The 18,910-nt window shown below is 72.7% G+C and carries 11 protein-coding genes; 5 read left to right on the top strand and 6 right to left on the bottom strand.

Going from position 1 to position 18,910, the window contains the following annotated elements; all coding sequences use genetic code 11:
- Positions 1-5: 5 nt before the first annotated feature.
- Positions 6-1,277, bottom strand: coding sequence for an Ig-like domain-containing protein (locus ACGFRG_RS17065; protein WP_361420641.1), 1,272 nt, complete (start codon positions 1,275-1,277; stop codon positions 6-8).
- Between the two features lie 140 nt (positions 1,278-1,417).
- Between ACGFRG_RS17065 and glgX the strand changes: the two genes are divergently transcribed.
- Positions 1,418-3,682, top strand: a complete 2,265-nt coding sequence (gene glgX, locus ACGFRG_RS17060) for a glycogen debranching protein GlgX (RefSeq protein ID WP_393264652.1) — start codon at positions 1,418-1,420, stop codon at positions 3,680-3,682.
- A gap of 46 nt (positions 3,683-3,728) precedes the next feature.
- Here glgX and ACGFRG_RS17055 read toward each other — a convergent pair whose 3' ends face one another.
- The 4 genes from ACGFRG_RS17055 to ACGFRG_RS17040 are packed head-to-tail and all read right to left on the bottom strand — an operon-like array spanning position 3,729 to position 7,360.
- Positions 3,729-4,373, bottom strand: coding sequence for a response regulator transcription factor (locus ACGFRG_RS17055; protein WP_361420644.1), 645 nt, complete (start codon positions 4,371-4,373; stop codon positions 3,729-3,731).
- Positions 4,366-5,616, bottom strand: coding sequence for a sensor histidine kinase (locus ACGFRG_RS17050; protein WP_393264648.1), 1,251 nt, complete (start codon positions 5,614-5,616; stop codon positions 4,366-4,368). Before ACGFRG_RS17050 ends, ACGFRG_RS17055 begins: the two co-directional genes overlap by 8 nt.
- 25 nt (positions 5,617-5,641) lie before the next feature.
- Positions 5,642-6,421 carry an ABC transporter permease gene (locus ACGFRG_RS17045; RefSeq protein ID WP_361420650.1) on the bottom strand — a complete coding sequence of 260 codons (780 nt, stop codon included), beginning with the start codon at positions 6,419-6,421 and terminating at the stop codon, positions 5,642-5,644.
- Positions 6,422-6,424: 3 nt separating this feature from the next.
- Positions 6,425-7,360, bottom strand: a complete 936-nt coding sequence (locus ACGFRG_RS17040; RefSeq protein ID WP_361420653.1) for an ABC transporter ATP-binding protein — start codon at positions 7,358-7,360, stop codon at positions 6,425-6,427.
- 187 nt (positions 7,361-7,547) lie between these two features.
- Between ACGFRG_RS17040 and ACGFRG_RS17035 the strand changes: the two genes are divergently transcribed.
- The 3 genes from ACGFRG_RS17035 (at position 7,548) to ACGFRG_RS17025 (ending at position 14,483) form a co-directional block, all read left to right on the top strand.
- Positions 7,548-9,347 carry an ABC transporter ATP-binding protein gene (locus tag ACGFRG_RS17035; protein ID WP_361420656.1) on the top strand — a complete coding sequence of 600 codons (1,800 nt, stop codon included), beginning with the start codon at positions 7,548-7,550 and terminating at the stop codon, positions 9,345-9,347.
- Entirely contained in the window at positions 9,344-11,299 is a 1,956-nt protein-coding gene (locus ACGFRG_RS17030) for an ABC transporter ATP-binding protein (protein ID WP_393264643.1), read from the top strand. The genes ACGFRG_RS17035 and ACGFRG_RS17030 overlap by 4 nt, the downstream gene beginning before the upstream one ends.
- Before the next feature lie 1,141 nt (positions 11,300-12,440).
- Complete coding sequence (locus tag ACGFRG_RS17025) at positions 12,441-14,483, top strand: M4 family metallopeptidase (protein ID WP_361420662.1); 2,043 nt, start codon at positions 12,441-12,443, stop codon at positions 14,481-14,483.
- Positions 14,484-14,589: 106 nt separating this feature from the next.
- Here the strand turns inward: ACGFRG_RS17025 and glgP are convergent, their stop codons facing one another.
- A complete protein-coding gene (gene glgP, locus ACGFRG_RS17020) occupies positions 14,590-17,217 on the bottom strand; it encodes an alpha-glucan family phosphorylase (protein ID WP_361420665.1) in 2,628 nt (875 codons plus the stop codon).
- Positions 17,218-17,479: 262 nt separating this feature from the next.
- Between glgP and ACGFRG_RS17015 the strand changes: the two genes are divergently transcribed.
- Positions 17,480-18,754 (top strand): S8 family peptidase, encoded by a 1,275-nt coding sequence (locus tag ACGFRG_RS17015; protein ID WP_393264639.1) that lies wholly within the window; start codon positions 17,480-17,482, stop codon positions 18,752-18,754.
- Positions 18,755-18,910: the final 156 nt, after the last annotated feature.

Raw genomic sequence — 18,910 nt, 5'->3', positions numbered from 1 at the left:
GGGGGTCAGAGGGCCGAGCCCGCCCTCCACTTCGCCCAGTCGAGGTTCCAGCCACCGAGCCCGTTGTCGGCGGCGACCGTACGGTCGCGGGAGTTGACGACCTCCACCACGTCCCCGACGAGCGTGCGGTCGAAGAACCAGCCGGCCGGGGTGTCCGGGCTGCCGCCCTTCACATCGCGCAGCCCGACGCAGCCGTGGCTGGTGTTGGAGCTGCCGAACGTGCCGGAGGTGGCCCAGTAGTTGCCGTGCAGGAAGGTCCCGGAGGCGGTGAGCCGGATGGCGTGCGGGACGTCCGGAATGTCGTACTCGCCGCCGAAGCCGACGGTCCGGCTGTTCATCCGGGTCACGTCGAACATCTCCATCGCGACCATCTTGCCGTTGTACGTGGTGTTCTTGGGCGAGCCCGCCGAGATCGGGATCGTACTGATCAGGTCGCCGCCCCGGCGTACCTCCATGGTGTGCGCCTCGGCGTCCACCAGGGACTCCTGGTCCCGGCCGATGGTGAAGCCGACCTTCTTCTCCTGGATGCCGTAGACCCCCGGCGCCCCCGGCACGTCGCGCAGCTTCATGTCCACGGTGACCTTGGTGCCGGGCTTCCAGTACTCCTTGGGCCGGAAGTCCAGGCGCTCCTTGCCGAACCAGTGGCCGACCACCGCGACCGGCGGCCGCGAGGTGATCCTGATGGCGCGCTCGACGGCCGCCCGGTTCTGGATCGCCTGGTTGAAGCTGAAGGAGACGATCATGCCGACGCCGACGGTCGAGCGGTTCTCGGGCTTGAAGTAGCCGATGAACCGGTGCTCGGGCACCAGCGTGGTGAAGCTGGTGTGCCGGGCCTGGCGGTGGCCTTGGCCGTCGAGCGCCACCGCGTCCACCGTGTATTTGGCGGCCAGTTCGAGCCGCCCCGCCGCCTCCTGGCTCGGCGACCAGGAGAGCCCGTCGTCGGCGATCGTGCCGGGCACCTCCTCGGGCTGGGCGTCCTCCGCCTTCATGACCCTGACCCGCTCCAGGCGCCCGCCCGGCACCCGCACCTCGATCCTCCCGTCCGCCTTGACGCCCTTGGCGCCGTCCTCGGGGGTCACCAGGATCGCCTCCCGGGGCGACCGCGCCTTGCCCGCGACCACGTCGCCGACCTTGCCGACGACGTGGCCGCCGACGTCGCCGATGTCGAGGCGGTCGCCGCTGCACCCGCTCAGCCCGGCCACCAGTGCGACCGCCAGCACCACCCATGTAGGAGCGCCCGCGCCGGTCGCTCCTGCCCGCTTCAGTACGAATCTCACGCCCGCTCAACGACCGCGCCCCGCCCAGGGAAACGTGAGTACGAGCCGGGTAACGGGAAGAAAACGTGCAAGGACACGCGTGGGGAGCACGGCCGGGACGCCGCGCTCCGTCCAGGCGCCGAGCCGCGGGAGGCCGAGGGGTGTCGAGCGCAGCCGAGCAGGAGGCAGAGCGGGGGGTGGGGCGGCCGGTTCCGGAGGGGGACCGCCGCCATGGGCTCAACGGGCACCGGGGCCATCGGGGCGAGCCGGGGGCGCTGCGCCCACCGGTCTGGCCGGGCGCGCCGACCCCGCTGGGGGCCCGGTTCCGGGTCGGACCCGACGGGGTGGCGGGCACCAACTTCGCGCTGTGGGCGGGCGGGGCGGAGTCGGTCGAGCTGTGTCTGTTCGACGCGGCGGGCGCCGAGCGGCGCCTGGCGCTGGCCGAACTCACCCATGAGATCTGGCACGGCTTCGTGCCCGGCATCCGGCCGGGCCAGCGCTACGGCTACCGGGTGCACGGCCGCTGGGACCCGTGGACCGGCGCGCGCTGGAACCCGGCGAAGCTGCTTCTCGACCCGTACGCGCGGGCGGTGGACGGGGACTTCGCGCTGCCGCCGCAGGTGTACGGGCATGTGCGGGACTGGACCCAGCAGCATGTCGCGGACACCGTGCGCGACGACCGCGACTCGGCCCCGTACGTCCCCAAGGGCGTCGTCGTGCACGATGACGACGACTGGGCGGACGACCGCCGCCCCAAGACGCCCTGGGCGGACTCGGTCATCTACGAGCTGCACGTGCGCGGCTTCACCAAGCTGCACCCGGACATCCCCGAGGAGCTGCGCGGCACCTACGCGGGCCTGGCGCACCCGGCCGCGCTCGACCATCTCGTACGGCTGGGGGTGACGGCGGTCGAGCTGCTGCCGGTGCACCAGTTCGCCCACGAGGACCATCTGCTGCGGCGGGGACTGCGCAACTACTGGGGCTACAACTCGATCGGCTACTTCGCGCCGCACGCCGCGTACTCGGCGTCCGGCACGGCCGGGCAGCAGGTCGGCGAGTTCAAGCGGATGGTGCGGGCGCTGCACACGGCGGGCATCGAGGTCATCCTCGACGTGGTCTACAACCACACGGCGGAGGCGGGCGAGCTGGGCCCGACCCTGTCGCTGCGCGGCATCGACAACCGGGGCTACTACCGCCTCCAGTCGGACGGGCGCCGGTACGCCGACTACACGGGCTGCGGCAACACCCTGCACGTGGTGCAGCCGCAGGTGCTGCGGCTGATCACGGACTCGCTGCGGTACTGGGTCACCGAGATGGGCGTGGACGGCTTCCGCTTCGACCTGGCGGCGGCGCTGGCCCGCTCGATGCACGACGTGGACATGCTCTCCCCGTTCCTGGCGGTGATCGCGCAGGACCCGGTGCTGCGCCGGGTCAAGCTGATCGCGGAGCCGTGGGACGTGGGGCGCGGCGGCTACCAGGTCGGCTCGTTCCCCCCGCTGTGGACCGAGTGGAACGACCGCTACCGGGACGCGGTACGGGACTTCTGGCGCGGCGCGCTGCCGGACGTGCGCGATCTGGGCTACCGCCTGTCGGGATCGAGCGACCTGTACGCGTGGGGCGGCCGGCGCCCGTACGCCTCCATCAACTTCATCACCGCCCACGACGGCTTCACGCTGCGCGACCTGGTCTCGTACGAGCGCAAGCACAACGAGGCGAACGGCGAGGGCAACCGGGACGGCACGGACGACAACCGGTCCTGGAACTGCGGGGTGGAGGGTGAGACGGACGACCCGAGGGTCAACGCGCTGCGCCGCCGCCAGCTGCGCAATCTGCTGACGACCCTGCTCGTCTCGACCGGGGTGCCGATGCTGGTCGCCGGGGACGAGATGGGGCGCACCCAGGGCGGCAACAACAACGCGTACTGCCAGGACGGCGAGGTGGGGTGGGTCGACTGGTCCCTGCTCGATCAGCCCGGCCCGCGCGGGCTGCTCGATCTGGCGCGCCGCCTGGTCGGGCTGCGCCACCGCCACCCGGTGCTGCGCCGCCGCGCGTTCTTCTCCGGCCGGGCCCAGGGGGCGGACGGGCTGCGGGACCTGGCGTGGTTCACGGCGCGGGGCGAGGAGATGACCGAGCGGGACTGGTACGGGCAGACGGCAACGCTCGGCCTCTATCTCTCCGGCCGCGACATCCCTGGCCGGGACGCCCGGGGCGCGCCGATCACGGACGACAGCTTCCTGATCGTCCTGCACGCGGGACCCCGCCCGGCCCGCTTCGTGGTCCCGGGGGCGCCGTGGGCCGAGGCGTACGAGGTGCTGGTGGACACGGCCCTTGAGCCGCAGTCCGACGCGCCCGCGCGCACCCATCGGGGCGGGGAGGGGGTGACGGTGGGGGCGCGGTCGGTCCTTGTGCTGCGGGTGACGGCGTAGCGCGAAAGCGAAGGAGGTGTCAGCCGGGTCAGCCGGGTCAGCCGGGTCAGCCGAGGATCTTGCGGTCGTAGCCGACCGCCACCGCCGCCGCGCGGTCCTTGACGTCCAACTTGCCGTAGATGTGTGTCAGATGGGTCTTCACCGTCGCCTCGCTGATGAACAGCACCCGGGCGATCTCGCGGTTCGAGGTGCCCTTCGCCACCAGCGCCAGCACCTCCCGCTCGCGGGCCGAGAGCGACTCGTCGGGGCGGGCCGGGGTGCGCACCCGGGAGACGAGCCGGGAGGCGACCGCCGGGGAGAGCACCGTGCGGCCCTCGGCGGCCGCGCGCACCGCCGTGAACAGCTCGTCGCGCGGCGCGTCCTTGAGCAGATAGCCCGTCGCGCCCGCCTCGATCGCGGGGAGCGTGTCCGAGTCCGTGTCGTACGTGGTGAGGACCAGCACCTTGGAGCGCAGGCCGCGCCGGGTGAGCTCGGCGATCGCCGCCACTCCCCCGCCACCGGGCATCCGCAGGTCCATCAGGACCACGTCCGGGTCGAGGCGGGCGGCGAGTTCCACCCCCTCGACGCCGTCGGACGCCTCACCCAGGACCTCGAAGCCGTCGGCGAGGGCGAACATGCCGCGCAGACCGTCCCGTACCACGGGATGGTCGTCGCAGATCAGAAGCGTGATGGTGGAGCTTTCGTCAGCCATGGCGGACCAACGGTACGCGGGCCGAGACCGCCGTGCCATGTCCGGGCTCGGCCTCGACGGCCACCGAGCCGGCGATCCGCTCGGCGCGGGCCCGCATCCCGTCCAGGCCGAAGCCGCCGGTGCCGGAGCGCGGCGCCACGTTCAGCGGGTCGAACCCCCGCCCGTCGTCGCGGACATCGACGGAGACCTCGTCGCCCATGTACGAGAGGGTCACGCCGACCCGGCCGGCGCCCGAGTGCCGCCCCGCGTTGGACAGCGCCTCCTGCGCGATCCTGAGCAGCGTCGCCTCGATCTCGTCGTGCAGCGGCTCGGCGGTGCCGGTGACCGTGAACTCGGCGCGTACGCCGTGCCGCTCGCCCCACTCGGCGACCGTCTTCTTCAGCGCCTCGGGCAGCGCGTCGTGCTCCAGGGCGGCCGGGCCGAGGTTCTGCACCGAGCGGCGGGCCTCGCCGAGGCTGGCGCGGGCCAGCGACTGGGCGCTGGCCAGGTGGGTACGGACCACCGCCGGATCCTGGCTGCTCGTCACCACCTGGAGCTGGGCGATGATGCCCGTCAGTCCCTGGGCGATCGTGTCGTGGATCTCGGCGGCGAGCCGGCGCCGCTCGTCGGCCACGCCCGCCTCGCGGGCCTGGACCAGGAGCTGGGCGTGCAGCGCCGCGTTCTCGTCGAGCGCCTGCTGCAACGCCGCGTTGGTGCGTTCGAGTTCGACGATGGTGGCGGCGCGTTCCCTGGAGCGCTGCTCCTCCTGGAAGGCGAAGTGGGTACCGATGAACAGCAGCGCGTTGTTGGCGACCAGGAGTCCGGCGAACACCGCCCACTGGGTCGTGCCGCGGATCGGCATGCCGCCGGACTGCGAGCCCGCCACCATGATGGAGGTGGCGAACAGGCCGAGCCGCTGCCGGCGCGTTCCGGGGATCACCTCGTCCGTGTCGAAGTAGCCGGTGACCGCGTAGAACGCGAAGAACGGGTTCAGCCAGGTGAGGGCGAAGGCGATCGCCCAGCGCAGGGCGTAGTAGACGGTCCCTCGGCGGGACGGGGTACGGCGGCCCCGGCGGGGCCCGTGCCACACCTGGAGCGACACCGCGGCGACGATCAGCCCTCCGGCCTCGCACCACGGGGCGAGGCCCCCCGTCAGGTCGCTTGTCGTGACCGCGAGGAGGGTGCCCACGGCGAGCAGCCCGTAGGGACCCCAGGTGTGGAACTGGTCCTGCCATCGTTCGATCTGCCGGTCTGCCGCGTTCATGCCACCAGTCTGCACAGTCCCTCGCCTACTCCCAGCGGAACCAGCGGGTCGCGGCGCCCGTCAGCACCGCCGTCCACAGGGCGAGCACGCCGAGGTAGCGCCAGTCGGGCCAGTCGCCCGCCCCGGCCTCGGTCAGCGCCTGGGCGGCGGCGCCGAACGGCAGCGACTCGACGATCCGGGCCAGCACATCGGGCATCGAGCGGACCGGCAGCCACAGTCCGGCGCTGAACATCATCGGGAAGAACATCGCGGCACCGGCCGAGTTGGCGGCCTTCGCGGTCCGGCAGAGGGCGCTGACCAGCGCGCCGAGCGAGAGGGCCGCGACGATGGAGAGCGCCAACGCCAGGACGTATCCGCCCGGTTGGCCGGGCAGCGGTACGTCGAAGGCGAGGCGGCCGACGGTGAGCGCGAGCAGCGCCGAGACGAGCGCGGCTGCGCCGTGCAGCCCCATCTGAGCGGAGAGCAGCGCGCCGGGCCGTACCGGCGTGGTCGACATCCGGCGCAGGATGCCGCGCTCGCGGTATCCGGTGAGCACCGGCGGCATCGCCTGGAGCCCGGCCATCACCATCGCGAGCAGCACGCTCACCGGGACGTACACATCGATCGGCCGCAGCCGCCCGAGCGAGGCGGCCGGCTCACGGAAGTACGGGATGCAGCCGAGCACGGTGAGGAGCAGGGTCGGGAACGCCATGATCCAGAAGAGGGCGCCGGGTTCACGGCGGAAGAGCCGCAGTTCGGCGCGGAGTACGGCACGGGTGGCGGAGGGGGTGCGGACGGCGGGGGCGGTCGCGGTGGCGGCAGACATGGCTCAACGGGCCTTTCCGTGGGGGGCGTCGGCGCCTTCGACAGCGCTCTCGGTGAGGTCGAGGAAGGCGTCGTCCAGCGTCGCCTCGGTGACGCGGAGCTGGTGGGCGGTGATGTGGAGGCGGGCGAGCAGGGTGAGGACGGCGTTGACCGTGTCGTCGCCGCCGTGCACGCTCCAGCGGCCGCCGCCGTGCTCGACCGAGGACACCCCCGGCAGCCCGCGCAGTCGGTCGGCGTCGAGCGGGGCGGACGGGATGAAGGAGACGACCGTCGAGCCGGGCGCCCGTCGGATCAGGCCGGACGGGGTGTCCAGGGCGACGACCCGGCCCTTGTCGATGACCGCGATCCGGTCGCAGAGGCGCTCGGCCTCCTCCATGAAGTGGGTGACGAGCAGGACCGTGACCCCGCCGCGCCGCACGTCCTCGATGAGCTCCCAGGTGTCGCGCCGGGCGCGCGGGTCCAGGCCGGTGGTCAGCTCGTCGAGGACCACCACCCGGGGGTTGCCGATGAGCGCGAGCGCGATGGACAGGCGCTGCTTGCGGCCACCGGAGAGCTTGCCGAAGCGGGTCCCCAAGTGCCCGGTGAGGCCGAGGCGTTCGGCGAGCGGGCGCCAGTCGGCCGGGCTCGGGTGGAACGCGGCGTACAGCTCAAGCGCCTCGCGGACGGTGAGCTTGGGCTGGAGCTCGCTCTCCTGGAGCTGGGCGCCGAGGACGCGGGTGACCTCGGCGTGGTCGGCAACGGGGTCGTATCCGGCGACCCGGACCGTACCGGCGTCCGGGACGCGCAGTCCCTCGACGCACTCGACGGTGGTGGTCTTGCCGGCGCCGTTGGGGCCGAGGACGCCGAAGATCTCGCCTTCCTCGACCGCGAGGCTCACCCCGTCGACGGCCTTGGTGCGGCCGTACGCCTTGTGGAGTGCACTGACTTCGATGATGGGCATGCGTCGAGAATCGCCCGGGGCGGGGGTCGCCCACATCGCCCAACGCGCTCGACCGCCCATCAACCGATCGGTTGATGGGCCACTACGACCGCGGATACGACCTCGGCCGCGCCCCCGCATGCGACCTTGGTCCTCGGTCGAAAAGCCAGTGGGAGTTGTCAGTGCCGAAGTTTAGGCTCGGTGATTGATGCCAGATATACATGCACCCACCAAGAACCAGTCGTCCGTACGTACGCTGCTGAGGCTGTGGCCGTATGTACGCCCGATCCGAACCCGCCTGTTCAGCGCGGCATTTGTCGCGGTGATCGCCTCCTGCCTCGGGCTGGTGATCCCGCTCGTACTGAAGTGGATCGTCGACGGCCCGGTGGGCGACGGCGACCCCGGCGGGGTGTGGCTGGGCGCGTTCGTCCTGCTGCTGCTCGGGCTCGCGGAGGCGCTGCTCTTCGGGCTGCGGCGGTGGCTGGTGGCGCGGCCGCTGGCGGGGGTCGAGGCGGCGATGCGGGCGGATCTGTACCGACATGTGCAACGGCTGCCGGTGGCGTTCCACGACCGGTGGCCGTCGGGCCAGCTGCTGTCGCGCGGCACGACGGATCTGAGCCTGGTCCGGATGTTCCTGGCGTTCCCGCTGACGTTCCTGCTGGTCAACAGTGTGACGATCGTGGCGGGCTTTGTGATCCTGCTGTCGCAGGAGTGGAGTCTCGGGCTGGTCCTGATCATCCCGGTGCTGCCGCTGATGATCCTGTGCTCGCTCTTCGAGACGCGCTACTCGCTGGCGGCGCGCAAGGCCCAGGACCAGGTGGGCGATCTGACGACGGTGGTCGAGGAGAGCGTGCTCGGCATCCGCATCATCAAGGGCTTCGGCCGCCACCGCAGCCAGGCGCGCGCCTTCGCCGACCACGCGCGCGGGCTGCGCGGCACCGAGCTGCACAAGGCCCGGCTGCTCGCTGCCCTGTGGGGCCTGATCACCACGATCCCCGAACTGGCCATCGGGGCGGCGCTGGTGCTGGGCACGGTACGGGTCGCGGACGGCGATCTGTCGGCCGGGACGCTGGTGGCGTTCCTGTCCACCGCGCTGGCCCTGCGCTGGCCGGTCGACTCCATCGGGTTCCTGCTCGCGATGAGCCAGGAGGCGGCGACGGCGACAGAGCGGTTCTTCGAGGCGATGGACGAGCGGGAGGAGGAGGCCGCCTTCGCCGGTGGCCCCCGCGTTCCCGCGCCGCGCCGGGACGGCGCACCGGCCGTCGGCGACGGGCTGCGCTTCGAAGGGGTCAGCTTCCGCTACCCGGACGCACCCGACGACACCACCCCCGTACTCGACGGCGTCGATCTGCACATCCGCTCCGGCGAGACCATGGCCATCGTCGGCGGGACCGGGTCCGGCAAGACGACCCTGACCGCGCTCGTGCCGAGGCTGTACGACGCGACCGGCGGGCGCATCACCCTCGACGGCGTCGACATCGCCACGCTGCCGCGCGAGCGGGTGCGCGAACTCGTGGCCGTGGCCTTCGAGGAGCCCACGCTGTTCTCCGCCGCCGTGGGCGAGAACGTCCTCATGGGCGGCGGCGGGCCCGAGGACCTGGACCGCGCGCTCGACGTCGCCCAGGCCGCCTTCGTACGCGAGCTCCCGCACGGCGTCGACACCCAGGTCGGCGAGCAGGGGCTCAGCCTCTCCGGCGGCCAGCGCCAACGGCTCGCGCTGGCGCGGGCGGTGGTGGGGCGGCCCCGGTTCCTCGTCCTCGACGACCCGCTCTCGGCGCTCGACGTGCACACCGAGGCGAAGGTGGAGGCGGCCCTGCGCGACGTACTGCGCGACACGACCGCGCTGGTGGTGGCGCACCGCCCGTCGACGGTGATGCTCGCCGACCGGGTCGCACTGCTCTCCGGCGGCCGCGTCACCGCCGTGGGCACACATCAGGAACTACTGCGTGGCAACGCCGAGTACGCCTGGCTGATGTCGGGCGCGGGCGACGAGGGGGACAACCGATGACGACGGCAGCGGGCGCGGAACACCGGACGGACCCGGAGGAACCGGCGGGGTCCGATGCGACGGGCGACGTTCCGTCGGCGAAGGCCGCCGTGGACGCGCCCGCCGCGTCGGGCCGCGAGGACGCGGTCGGCGACGCGTCCGGTGACGGCTCGTCCGCCGCCGGGGACCCGTTCGACCGGGACGAGTTGCCCTCGCCCGTGGGGGCGACGCGGGCGCTGCTGCGGGATCTGCTGCGGCCGATGCGCGGCCGTGTCCGGCTCACCGTCCTGCTCATCCTCCTCCAACAGGCCGCCGTGCAGGCCGGACCGCTGCTGGTGGCGTACGCGATCGACCGGGGCGTGCCCGCCTTCCGGGCGCACGACCACGGGCCGCTGATCGCCGTCGCCGTGGGCTACCTGGTGTGCGCGGTGGGCTCGGGCCTGCTCCAGTACGCGTTCATCGCCGTGTCCAGCCGGGTCGGCCAGGACGTACTGCTCGATCTGCGCGGCCGGATCTTCCGGCACGCGCAGGCGCTGAGCGTCGACTTCCACGAGCGCTACACCTCGGGCCGCCTCATCTCCCGCTCCACCTCCGACGTGGAGTCGCTGCGCGAACTCCTCAACGAGGGGCTTCAGGAGCTCATCGGCGTGGTGCTCTCGTCCGTCTACATCTGCGCGATGCTGCTCTGGCTCGACTGGGGCATCGGCGCGGTCGCGGTGGCCTCGTACGCGCCGCTGCATCTGCTGATCCGGCGCTACCGGCGCCGGGCGTCACGCGCGTTCGACGCCCGCTCGACGGCGATCGCCGCCGTGATCGTGAAGTTCGCGGAGACCCTGAACGGCATCCGCCCCGTCCAGGCGTTCCGCCGCGAGCGGGCCAACGACGCGGAGTTCCAGCGGCTCAACCGCACCCATGAGCGCGCCAACGGCGACGCGATCCTCGAAATGGCCCAGTACGTGGTCGGCTCCCGTCTGGTGGCCAACACCGCCGTCGCCGCGATGGTGCTGTGGGGCGCCTACCGGGTCGCGGACGGCACGCTCGCGCTCGGCGTGCTGGCGGCGGCCGTGCTGTACATGCGGCGGCTGTACGACCCGATCGACCGGCTGGGGATGTTCCTCAACTCGTACGAGTCGGCGGCCGCGTCGCTGGGGAAGATCGCCGGGCTGCTCGCCCAGACGCCGACGGTGCCGGAGCCGGAGCACCCCCGGCCGCTGCCGCAGCGGCGCACCGAACTGCCGGGCCGCACGGTCGAGTTCGAGGGCGTGGGCTTCTCGTACCGTACGGGCGGCGAGGTGCTGCCCCGCTTCGACCTGACGATCCCGGCCGGGCAGACGGTCGCGGTGGTCGGCTCGACGGGCGCGGGCAAGTCGACGCTGGCGAAGCTGCTGGCCCGCTTCTACGACCCGACGGCGGGCCGCGTCCTGCTGGACGGCGAGGACCTGCGCGACCTCGCCGGTACGGATCTGCGCCGCGGGGTGGTCATGGTCACCCAGGAGGCGTTCCTCTTCTCCGGCACGGTCGCCGACAACATCGCCATCGGCCGCCCGGACGCGACCCGCGAGGAGATCGAGCGGGCCGCGAAGGCGATCGGCGCGCACGACTTCATCACGCGGCTGCCGGACGGGTACGACACGGACGTACGCAAGCGGGGCGGCCGCATCTCGGCGGGGCAGCGGCAACTGGTCGCGTTCGCGCGCGCGTTGCTCGCGGACCCGGCGGTCCTGATCCTCGACGAGGCGACGTCGTCGCTGGACATCCCCGGGGAGCGGGCGGTGCAGCGGGCGATGCACACGGTCCTGCACGGCCGCACGGCCGTGGTGATCGCCCATCGTCTGTCGACGGTGGAGATCGCGGACCGGGTGCTGGTGATGGAACACGGCCGGGTGGTGGAGGACGGCACCCCCTCGGACCTGATCACCGGAACGGGCCGCTTCGCCGACCTCCACCGGGCGTGGCGGGAGAGCCTGGTGTGACGGTCGGGGACGCGGGTCACATCGGGCCGACTGCACCCCGCGCGCCTTGGCTCCCGCGTGCGGTGGTACGCCTGCGGCCCGGTGGGGGCTGACGCCCGTCTTCCCCCCACCCCACCCCTTCCCTAAAGCCTCCGGCGGTGGTCGTTTCGACTGCGGGCCGCCGTGGGCTGATCGCGCAGTTCCCCGCGCCCCTTGGCTTCCGCGTGCGGTGGTACGCCTGCGGCCCGGTGGGGGCTGACGCCCGTCTTCCCCCACCCCACCCCTTCCCGAAAGCCTCCGGCGGTGGTCGTTGCGTCTGCGGGCCGGTGGGGGCTGGTCGCGCAGTTCCCCGCGCCCCTGAAGGAGGGCCCGGAGGGCCCATCTAAGGGGCGCGGGGCTGTGACATTGTGCGGCTCCGCCGCGTGGGCGCGAGCAACCCAGCACGATCCGCAGCCGAATCACCGCACCGCGGAGCGCAGGGGCGGCAGCCCCGCGTACCCACCCACCCAGCGAGGTGCAGCGGGCGCAGCCCCGCGTACCCACCCACCAGCAGGGGCGCGCCCCGCTGCCCACCCACCCCGCGCCCCGGCCTGGGTCCGGGGCGCAGCCCCGTAGCGGGGTGCAGGGGCCGCAGGCCCCGCAGGGGGTCCGGGGGCCCCGCCCCCGGGAACACCACCTCCGCCCCCACCCACCCCCGGAGGGTCTAGGTGAAGGGGTGGGGTGGGGCATCGTCCGGCAGGCGGACAACTCCGCGGGCAAGTGCGGAGTCGGATTAGGGCCATTGTGGCGGGCGGCCCAGAGCACCGCCGCCACCCCGTTCGCACAGGTCGGCCACGGTGCTTATCCGGACACTCCCGTCGATCCGGTCGCCTCCGACACCCCGGTTGCGTCCTGGTGTTGACCCGTGAAACGTCCGCTTAACGAACGCCGTCTTTCGTACAACGGACGAATTCCAGCCAAGTTCTTGACGCGCTCCTGACAGGAGTTCTCAACAACTGGCACTCTCTCCCCAATCCCGTACCGCCGAGTACGACCCGGCACCACGGATCGAGGCACCACCAGGCACCACCGCATCACGCACCACCACGCACCAACTGCTCCGCATGCCCCGCCCGGACGGCCCACCCAGCCGCCCGGTACCCCCCTCGCAGAAGGAGTTCGCGTGAGATCCACGCACCGTCGTCGTGCCACCGCCACCGCCGCCCTGCTCTCCGCAGCCGCCATGCTCTCCGTCGGGTTCCAGGCAGGCAGCGCCAGCGCACGGCCCGACGACTCCGCGGCCACCAACGCCCTCAAGGCGCAGGCGGTCCGCAACCCGGGCGCGCTGCCCACCAAGCTCTCGCCCTCGCAGCGCGCCGAGCTGATACGCCAGGCCGGCGACAAGTCGGCGCAGACCGCCAAGCAGCTCGGTCTCGGCGCGCAGGAGAAGCTCGTCGTCCGTGATGTCATCAAGGACCAGAACGGCACGACGCACACCCGCTACGAGCGCACCTACGCCGGACTCCCCGTCCTCGGCGGCGACCTGGTCGTCGACGCGTCCGCCGCCGGGCGGACCCAGGGCGTGATCAAGGCGAACCGCGCCGAGCTGAAGAACATCGCCACCACCGCCAAGCAGGGCCCCGCCACCGCCCAGAAGCAGGCCCTCGCGGCCGCCGCGAGCAAGGGCGCGAAGAAGCCCACCGCCGACCGCGCCCCGCGCAAGGTGGTCTGGATGGCCCACGGCACGCCGACCCTCGCGTACGAGACGGTCGTCGGCGGTGTGCAGGACGACGGCACGCCGAACCAGCTGCACGTCATCACGGACGCGGCGACCGGCGCCAAGCTCTACCAGTACCAGGGCATCGAGACCGGCATCGGCAACACCCACTACAGCGGTCAGGTCACCCTGGGCACCTCGCAGTCCGGGTCCAGCTTCACGCTGAACGACACCGCCCGCGGCGGCCACAAGACGTACAACCTGAACCACGGCTCGTCCGGCACCGGTTCGCTGTTCACGCAGAACAACGACACCTGGGGCGACGGCACCAACTCCAACGCCGCCACGGCGGGCGCCGACGCCGCCTACGGCGCCGGGGTCACCTGGGACTTCTACAAGAACGTCTTCGGCCGCAGCGGCATCCGCGGCGACGGCGTCGCCGCGTACTCGCGCGTCCACTACGGCAACGCGTACGTCAACGCGTTCTGGGACGACAGCTGCTTCTGCATGACGTACGGCGACGGCTCGGGCGACAACGACCCGCTGACCTCGCTGGACGTGGCCGGCCACGAGATGACGCACGGCGTCACCGCCGCCACCGCGGGCCTCAACTACGCGGACGAGTCCGGCGGTCTGAACGAGGCGACCTCGGACATCATGGGCACGTCGGTCGAGTTCTACGCCAACAACCCCAGCGCGCCGGGCAACTACCTCATCGGCGAGCAGATCAACATCAACGGCAACGGCACCCCGCTGCGCTACATGGACAAGCCGAGCAAGGACGGCGGCTCCGCGGACAGCTGGTACTCCGGCGTCGGCAACCTGGACGTCCACTACTCCTCGGGCCCGGCCAACCACTGGTTCTACCTGGCCTCCGAGGGCAGCGGCGCCAAGACCATCAACGGCTTCAGCTACGACTCGCCGACCTCCGACGGCCTGCCCGTCACCGGCATCGGCCGCGAGAAGGCCCAGCTGATCTGGTACAAGGCGCTCACCACCAAGTTCAACTCCTCCACCGACTACGCGGGCGCGCGTGACGGCACGATCGCCGCGGCGACCGAGCTGTACGGCGCGGGCAGCGCCGAGGTCAACAACATCACCGACGCGTGGGCGGCCATCAACGTCGGCGCCCGCCACGACGGCGGCCAGCCGCCGAGCGGCGGCAACGTCTTCGACAACAGCACCAAGGTCAACATCCCGGACTACCCGGGTGCGGCCGTGACCTCGTCGGTCAACGTCACCGGCATCACGGGTAACGCGCCCAGCGCCCTCAAGGTCGGCGTGAAGATCACCCACACGTACATCGGCGACCTCCAGATCGACCTGGTGGCCCCGAACGGGACGAGCTACCGCCTGAAGAACTCCTCCGGCGACTCCACGCAGAACCTGGACACCACGTACACGGTCAACGCCTCGGCGGTGGCCGCGAACGGGACCTGGAAGCTGAAGGTCCAGGACAAGGCGCGGCAGGACGTCGGTTACATCACCGACTTCAAGCTCACGTTCTGAGCCTCGGAGCTCACCTTTCGGTCAGGCGGCTGACCGGGACGTGATGAAGGTGCCCGGACCCCGCGAGGGTCCGGGCACCGCCATGTTCACCGGGTGCGACGGGACTTCAGCGCATCAGCACCCCCGCGCCCTCCCCCGTGGTCTCCGTGGGCAGCGCGACCAGGCCGAGGTCGGCTCCGCTGGCCAGCAGGCGGTGGGCCGGCAGGACCCGGACCGTGTAGCCGTACGCGCCGGTCCGGTCCAGGGCGAGCGGGCCCTCGTACACCCAGCGGCCCTCCAGGTCGGGGCCGCCCGCGGGCTTCAGCGCGACCGTCCGGGCCTCCCCGATCGTGTCGGCGGCGTCCACCCGGCCCGAGACCGCCTGCACCTCGACGTCGTCCGGCTGCAACCCGCCGAGCCGCACGCACACCCGCAGCGACAGCGTGGAGCCGAGCTCGGCGTTGCCGTTGAGGGCGGTGGCGGCCAGCGCCTCCACATGGTCGACGCCGACCTGCGGCCAGGCCGCCCGCACCCGCGCCTTCCAGCTCGCCAGCTCCCGGGCCGTGTCGTGCTCAAGGGAGCGGTGGGCGCGGGCGGCGGGGGCGTAGAGCCGCTCCACATATTCCCGCACCATCCGCCCCGCCAGCACCTTCGGGCCCAGCGCCGCCAGGGTCTCGCGGACCATCTCGATCCAGCGGCCGGGCAGTCCGTCCGCGCCCCGGTCGTAGAAGCGCGGCGCGACCCGGTCCTCGATCAGGTCGTAGAGCGCGGTCGCCTCCAGCTGGTCCCGGCGGTCCTCGTCGGTGGCCGCGCCGTCGGCGGTGGGGATCGCCCAGCCGAAGTCCGGCTCGAACCACTCGTCCCACCAGCCGTCCAGGACCGACAGGTTGAGGCACCCGTTGAGCGCGGCCTTCATCCCGCTGGTCCCGCACGCCTCAAGCGGCCGCAGCGGATTGTTGAGCCAGACGTCGCAGCCGGGGTAGAGCCGCTTGGCCATCGCCATGCCGTAGTCGGGCAGGAAGACGATCCGGTGGCGCACCCGGGGATCGTCCGCGAACCGCACCAGCTCCTGGACCAGCCGCTTGCCGCTGTCGTCGGCGGGGTGCGCCTTGCCCGCCACCACGATCTGCACCGGCCGGGTCGGATGCAGCAGCAGCTCCATCAGCCGGTCGCGGTCGCGCAGCATCAGGGTGAGGCGCTTGTACGAGGGGACGCGGCGGGCGAAGCCGATGGTCAGGACGGACGGGTCGAGCACGCCGTCCACCCAGCCCAGTTCCGCCGTCCCGGCGCCGCGCCCGCGCCACGACGCGTACAGCCGCTCGCGCACTTCGAGCACCAGCTGCTCGCGGAGCTCCCGCCGCAGCTCCCAGATCTCCGCGTCCGGGATGGCGGCGACCGCGTCCCAGCGGGGCGTACCGCCGACGCTCAGCGCGTCCTCGACCCGCCCGGCCCCGACCTGGCGGGCGCCGAGCCGGAACACCTCGGGCGCCACCCAGGTCGGCGCGTGCACCCCGTTGGTGACCGAGGCGATCGGCACCTCGGCGGGGTCGAACCCCGGCCACAGACCGGCGAACATCTCCCGGCTCACCGCGCCGTGCAGGGTGGAGACGCCGTTGGCGCGCTGGGCGAGCCGCAGCCCCATCACGGCCATGTTGAAGAGGTTCGGCTCGCCGCCGGGGTAGGTCTCCATGCCCAGCTGGAGGATCTTCGCGACGTCGACGCCCTCCAGTTCGCCGTCGTCGCCGAGGTGGCGGGCGACCAGCTCGCGGTCGAACCGGTCGATCCCGGCCGGGACCGGGGTGTGCGTGGTGAAGACGGTCCCGGCCCGCACGGACTCCAGGGCGGCGTCGAACTCCAGCCCCTCACCGGCGAGTTCACGGATCCGCTCCAGGCCCAGGAACCCGGCGTGGCCCTCGTTGGTGTGGAAGACCTCGGGCTCGGGGTGGCCGCTGATCCGGCAGTACGCGCGCACCGCCCGCACCCCGCCGATGCCGAGCAGCATCTCCTGGAGGAGGCGGTGCTCGCTGCCGCCGCCGTACAGCCGGTCGGTGACGTTCCGCTCGCCCGGGCCGTTCTCCTCCACGTCCGAGTCGAGCATCAGCAGCGGGACGCGGCCGACGCGCGCGATCCAGACCACGGCGTGCAGCGAGCGCCCGCCGGGCAGCCGCAGACAGATCCGGGCGGGCTCGCCGTCGCTCTCGCGCAGCAGTGCCAGCGGCAGTTCGTTGGGGTCGAGGACGGGATAGTGCTCCTGCTGCCAGCCGTCGCGCGAGAGCGACTGGCGGAAGTAGCCGTGTCTGTACAGGAGTCCGACCCCGACGAGCGGTACGCCGAGGTCGGAGGCGGATTTGAGATGGTCGCCGGCGAGGATGCCGAGCCCGCCCGAGTACTGCGGCAGCGCCGCCGTGATACCGAACTCCGGCGAGAAGTAGGCGACCGCGCGGGGCAGCCCCTCGGGCTGTTCCTGGTACCACCGCCGCCCGCCCAGATAGTCGGCCAGGTCGTCGGCGCAGGCGGTCAGGGCGCGCAGGAAGCGGCGGTCCTCGGCCAGCGCGGCGAGCCGGTCGGCGGAGACCGCCCCGAGCAGCCGCACGGGGTCCTCCTGGGCCGCCCGCCACCCCTCGGGGTCGACGGATTCGAACAGTTCGCGGGTCTCGGTATGCCAGGACCAGCGCAGATTGCGGGCCAGTCCGCTCAGCGGCCGCAGGGGCTCGGGGAGGACGGGACGTACGGTGAATCGACGGATTGCCTTCACGTGTTCCACCTTCGCAGGGGATGTACGCAACTGGGTGCACGTACCGCTCAGTTCGTCGGTCCTTCACCCCCGACGGTAGTGGGCCCCGGCGCCGCACAACCACGGCGCACGGAAGCGGGCGCCCCCCGAGTGCGCCCTTGTGGGCTCTCCCGTCCGGGCGGCAGGCTGCCAATCGGGCCGTCCGGCGTACGCGGAGGGGGTTCCGAGCCCGGCGGATCGGCTCCGCCGGGCGCGCGCCGGACCGAGGAGGGGAAGAGACGCCATGGGACGGACACACACCGGGCGCCTGCGCGCGGCCGGGGCGCTGACCACACTGGTCACGGCGGCGGCGCTGTCCTGCGCGCTGCCCGCGCACGCCGCACCGCCCCCGCCGCCCGAGGGGCGCGTGCTCGGCGCGGCCGCGCCGGGCGCGGTCGGCGGCAGCTACATCGTCACGCTCAAGGGCTCCTCCGGCGCGTCCACCGGGGCGGGCCGCGCCATCGCCGCGAAGTACGGCGCGCACATCAGCCGTACGTACGCCACCGCCCTGAACGGGTACGCGGTCCGGGTCGACGCCGAGGGGGCCGGGCAGCTCGCGGCCGATCCGGCCGTGGCGTCGGTGGTCCAGGACACGGCGGTCTCGCTCGACGACGGCGAGGGCGGCGGCTGGAGCGGGGGCGGGGGCGGCGGGAACAGCCAGTTCGGCGGGGTCGCGGACCGGACCGCCCCGCCCGATCCGGCATCCCAGACCCAACCCCGAGCCCAGGCCCAGGACCAGGCCCCGGCCTGGCCCCCCGGCCAGGGCGCGGGCGTCACCGCGTACGTCATCGACACCGGCGTCCGCACCACGCACCGCGAGTTCGGCGGCCGGGCGAGCAGCGGCTGGGACTTCGTCGACGACGACGCGGACGCCGAGGACGGCAGCGGGCACGGCACCCACGTCGCGGCGACCCTCGCGGGCGCGACCTACGGTGTGGCGAAGCGGGCCGACGTGGTCGCGGTGCGTGTCCTGGACGACCACGGCGTCGGCACCACAGCCCAGGTCATCGCCGGTATCGACTGGGTGGCCCGCAACGCCCGCCGCCCGGCCGTCGCCAATCTGAGCCTGGGCGGCGCCGCCAACCCGGAGCTCGACCAGGCCGTACGGAACGCGATCGCGGCCGGGGTGACGTTCACGGTCGCCGCCGGGAACGAGGGGGCCCCGGCCGCGCGGTTCTCGCCGGCCCGGGTCCCGGAGGCGGTCACGGTCGGGGCGAGCGACCGCGACGGCGCCCGGGCGGCCTTCTCGAACTGGGGTGCGGCACTCGACCTGTTCGCGCCGGGCGTGTCGGTCACCTCGGCGTGGAACACGGACGACACCGCGACCAGGACCCTGACCGGCACCTCGATGGCGGCCCCGTACGCGGCGGGCGCGGCGGCGCTCTACCTCGGCGGCCACCCGTCGGCCGCCCCGGCCGAGGTGAGCGACGCGCTGGTGGCCCGCTCGGCCACCGGGCGGATCGGCAACGCGGGCCCCGGATCCCCCGACCGGCTGCTCCAGGTGACCGGCCAGGACTGAACTCCGTGTGCCCGTCAGCACTGAACTCCCCTGATGCCCAAGGAACTTGTGGGTAGGCAAATTCTGGGGCGGTTCCGCCGAAATCCGGGGCCGTTTCGTTGCCTGAACCGTTACGCCCAGGTAGTTAACAAACCACCGGAATGCGCACTCGGACCC

This window comes from Streptomyces sp. NPDC048696 (assembly GCF_043198895.1).
Classification (GTDB): domain Bacteria; phylum Actinomycetota; class Actinomycetes; order Streptomycetales; family Streptomycetaceae; genus Streptomyces.
Note: the sequence above shows the minus strand (reverse complement) of the source record. Positions and strands in the feature narration are given on the sequence as shown.

Excerpts from the sequence above, each read along its gene's own strand:
- ACGFRG_RS17040 (WP_361420653.1), bottom strand. The coding sequence starts at position 7,360 with ATGCCCATCATCGAAGTCAGTGCACTCCACAAGGCGTACGGCCGCACC.
- ACGFRG_RS17030 (WP_393264643.1), top strand. The coding sequence starts at position 9,344 with ATGACGACGGCAGCGGGCGCGGAACACCGGACGGACCCGGAGGAACCG.
- ACGFRG_RS17035 (WP_361420656.1), top strand. The coding sequence starts at position 7,548 with ATGCCAGATATACATGCACCCACCAAGAACCAGTCGTCCGTACGTACG.
- ACGFRG_RS17015 (WP_393264639.1), top strand. The coding sequence starts at position 17,480 with ATGGGACGGACACACACCGGGCGCCTGCGCGCGGCCGGGGCGCTGACC.
- ACGFRG_RS17055 (WP_361420644.1), bottom strand. The coding sequence starts at position 4,373 with ATGGCTGACGAAAGCTCCACCATCACGCTTCTGATCTGCGACGACCAT.
- ACGFRG_RS17045 (WP_361420650.1), bottom strand. The coding sequence starts at position 6,421 with ATGTCTGCCGCCACCGCGACCGCCCCCGCCGTCCGCACCCCCTCCGCC.
- ACGFRG_RS17050 (WP_393264648.1), bottom strand. The coding sequence starts at position 5,616 with ATGAACGCGGCAGACCGGCAGATCGAACGATGGCAGGACCAGTTCCAC.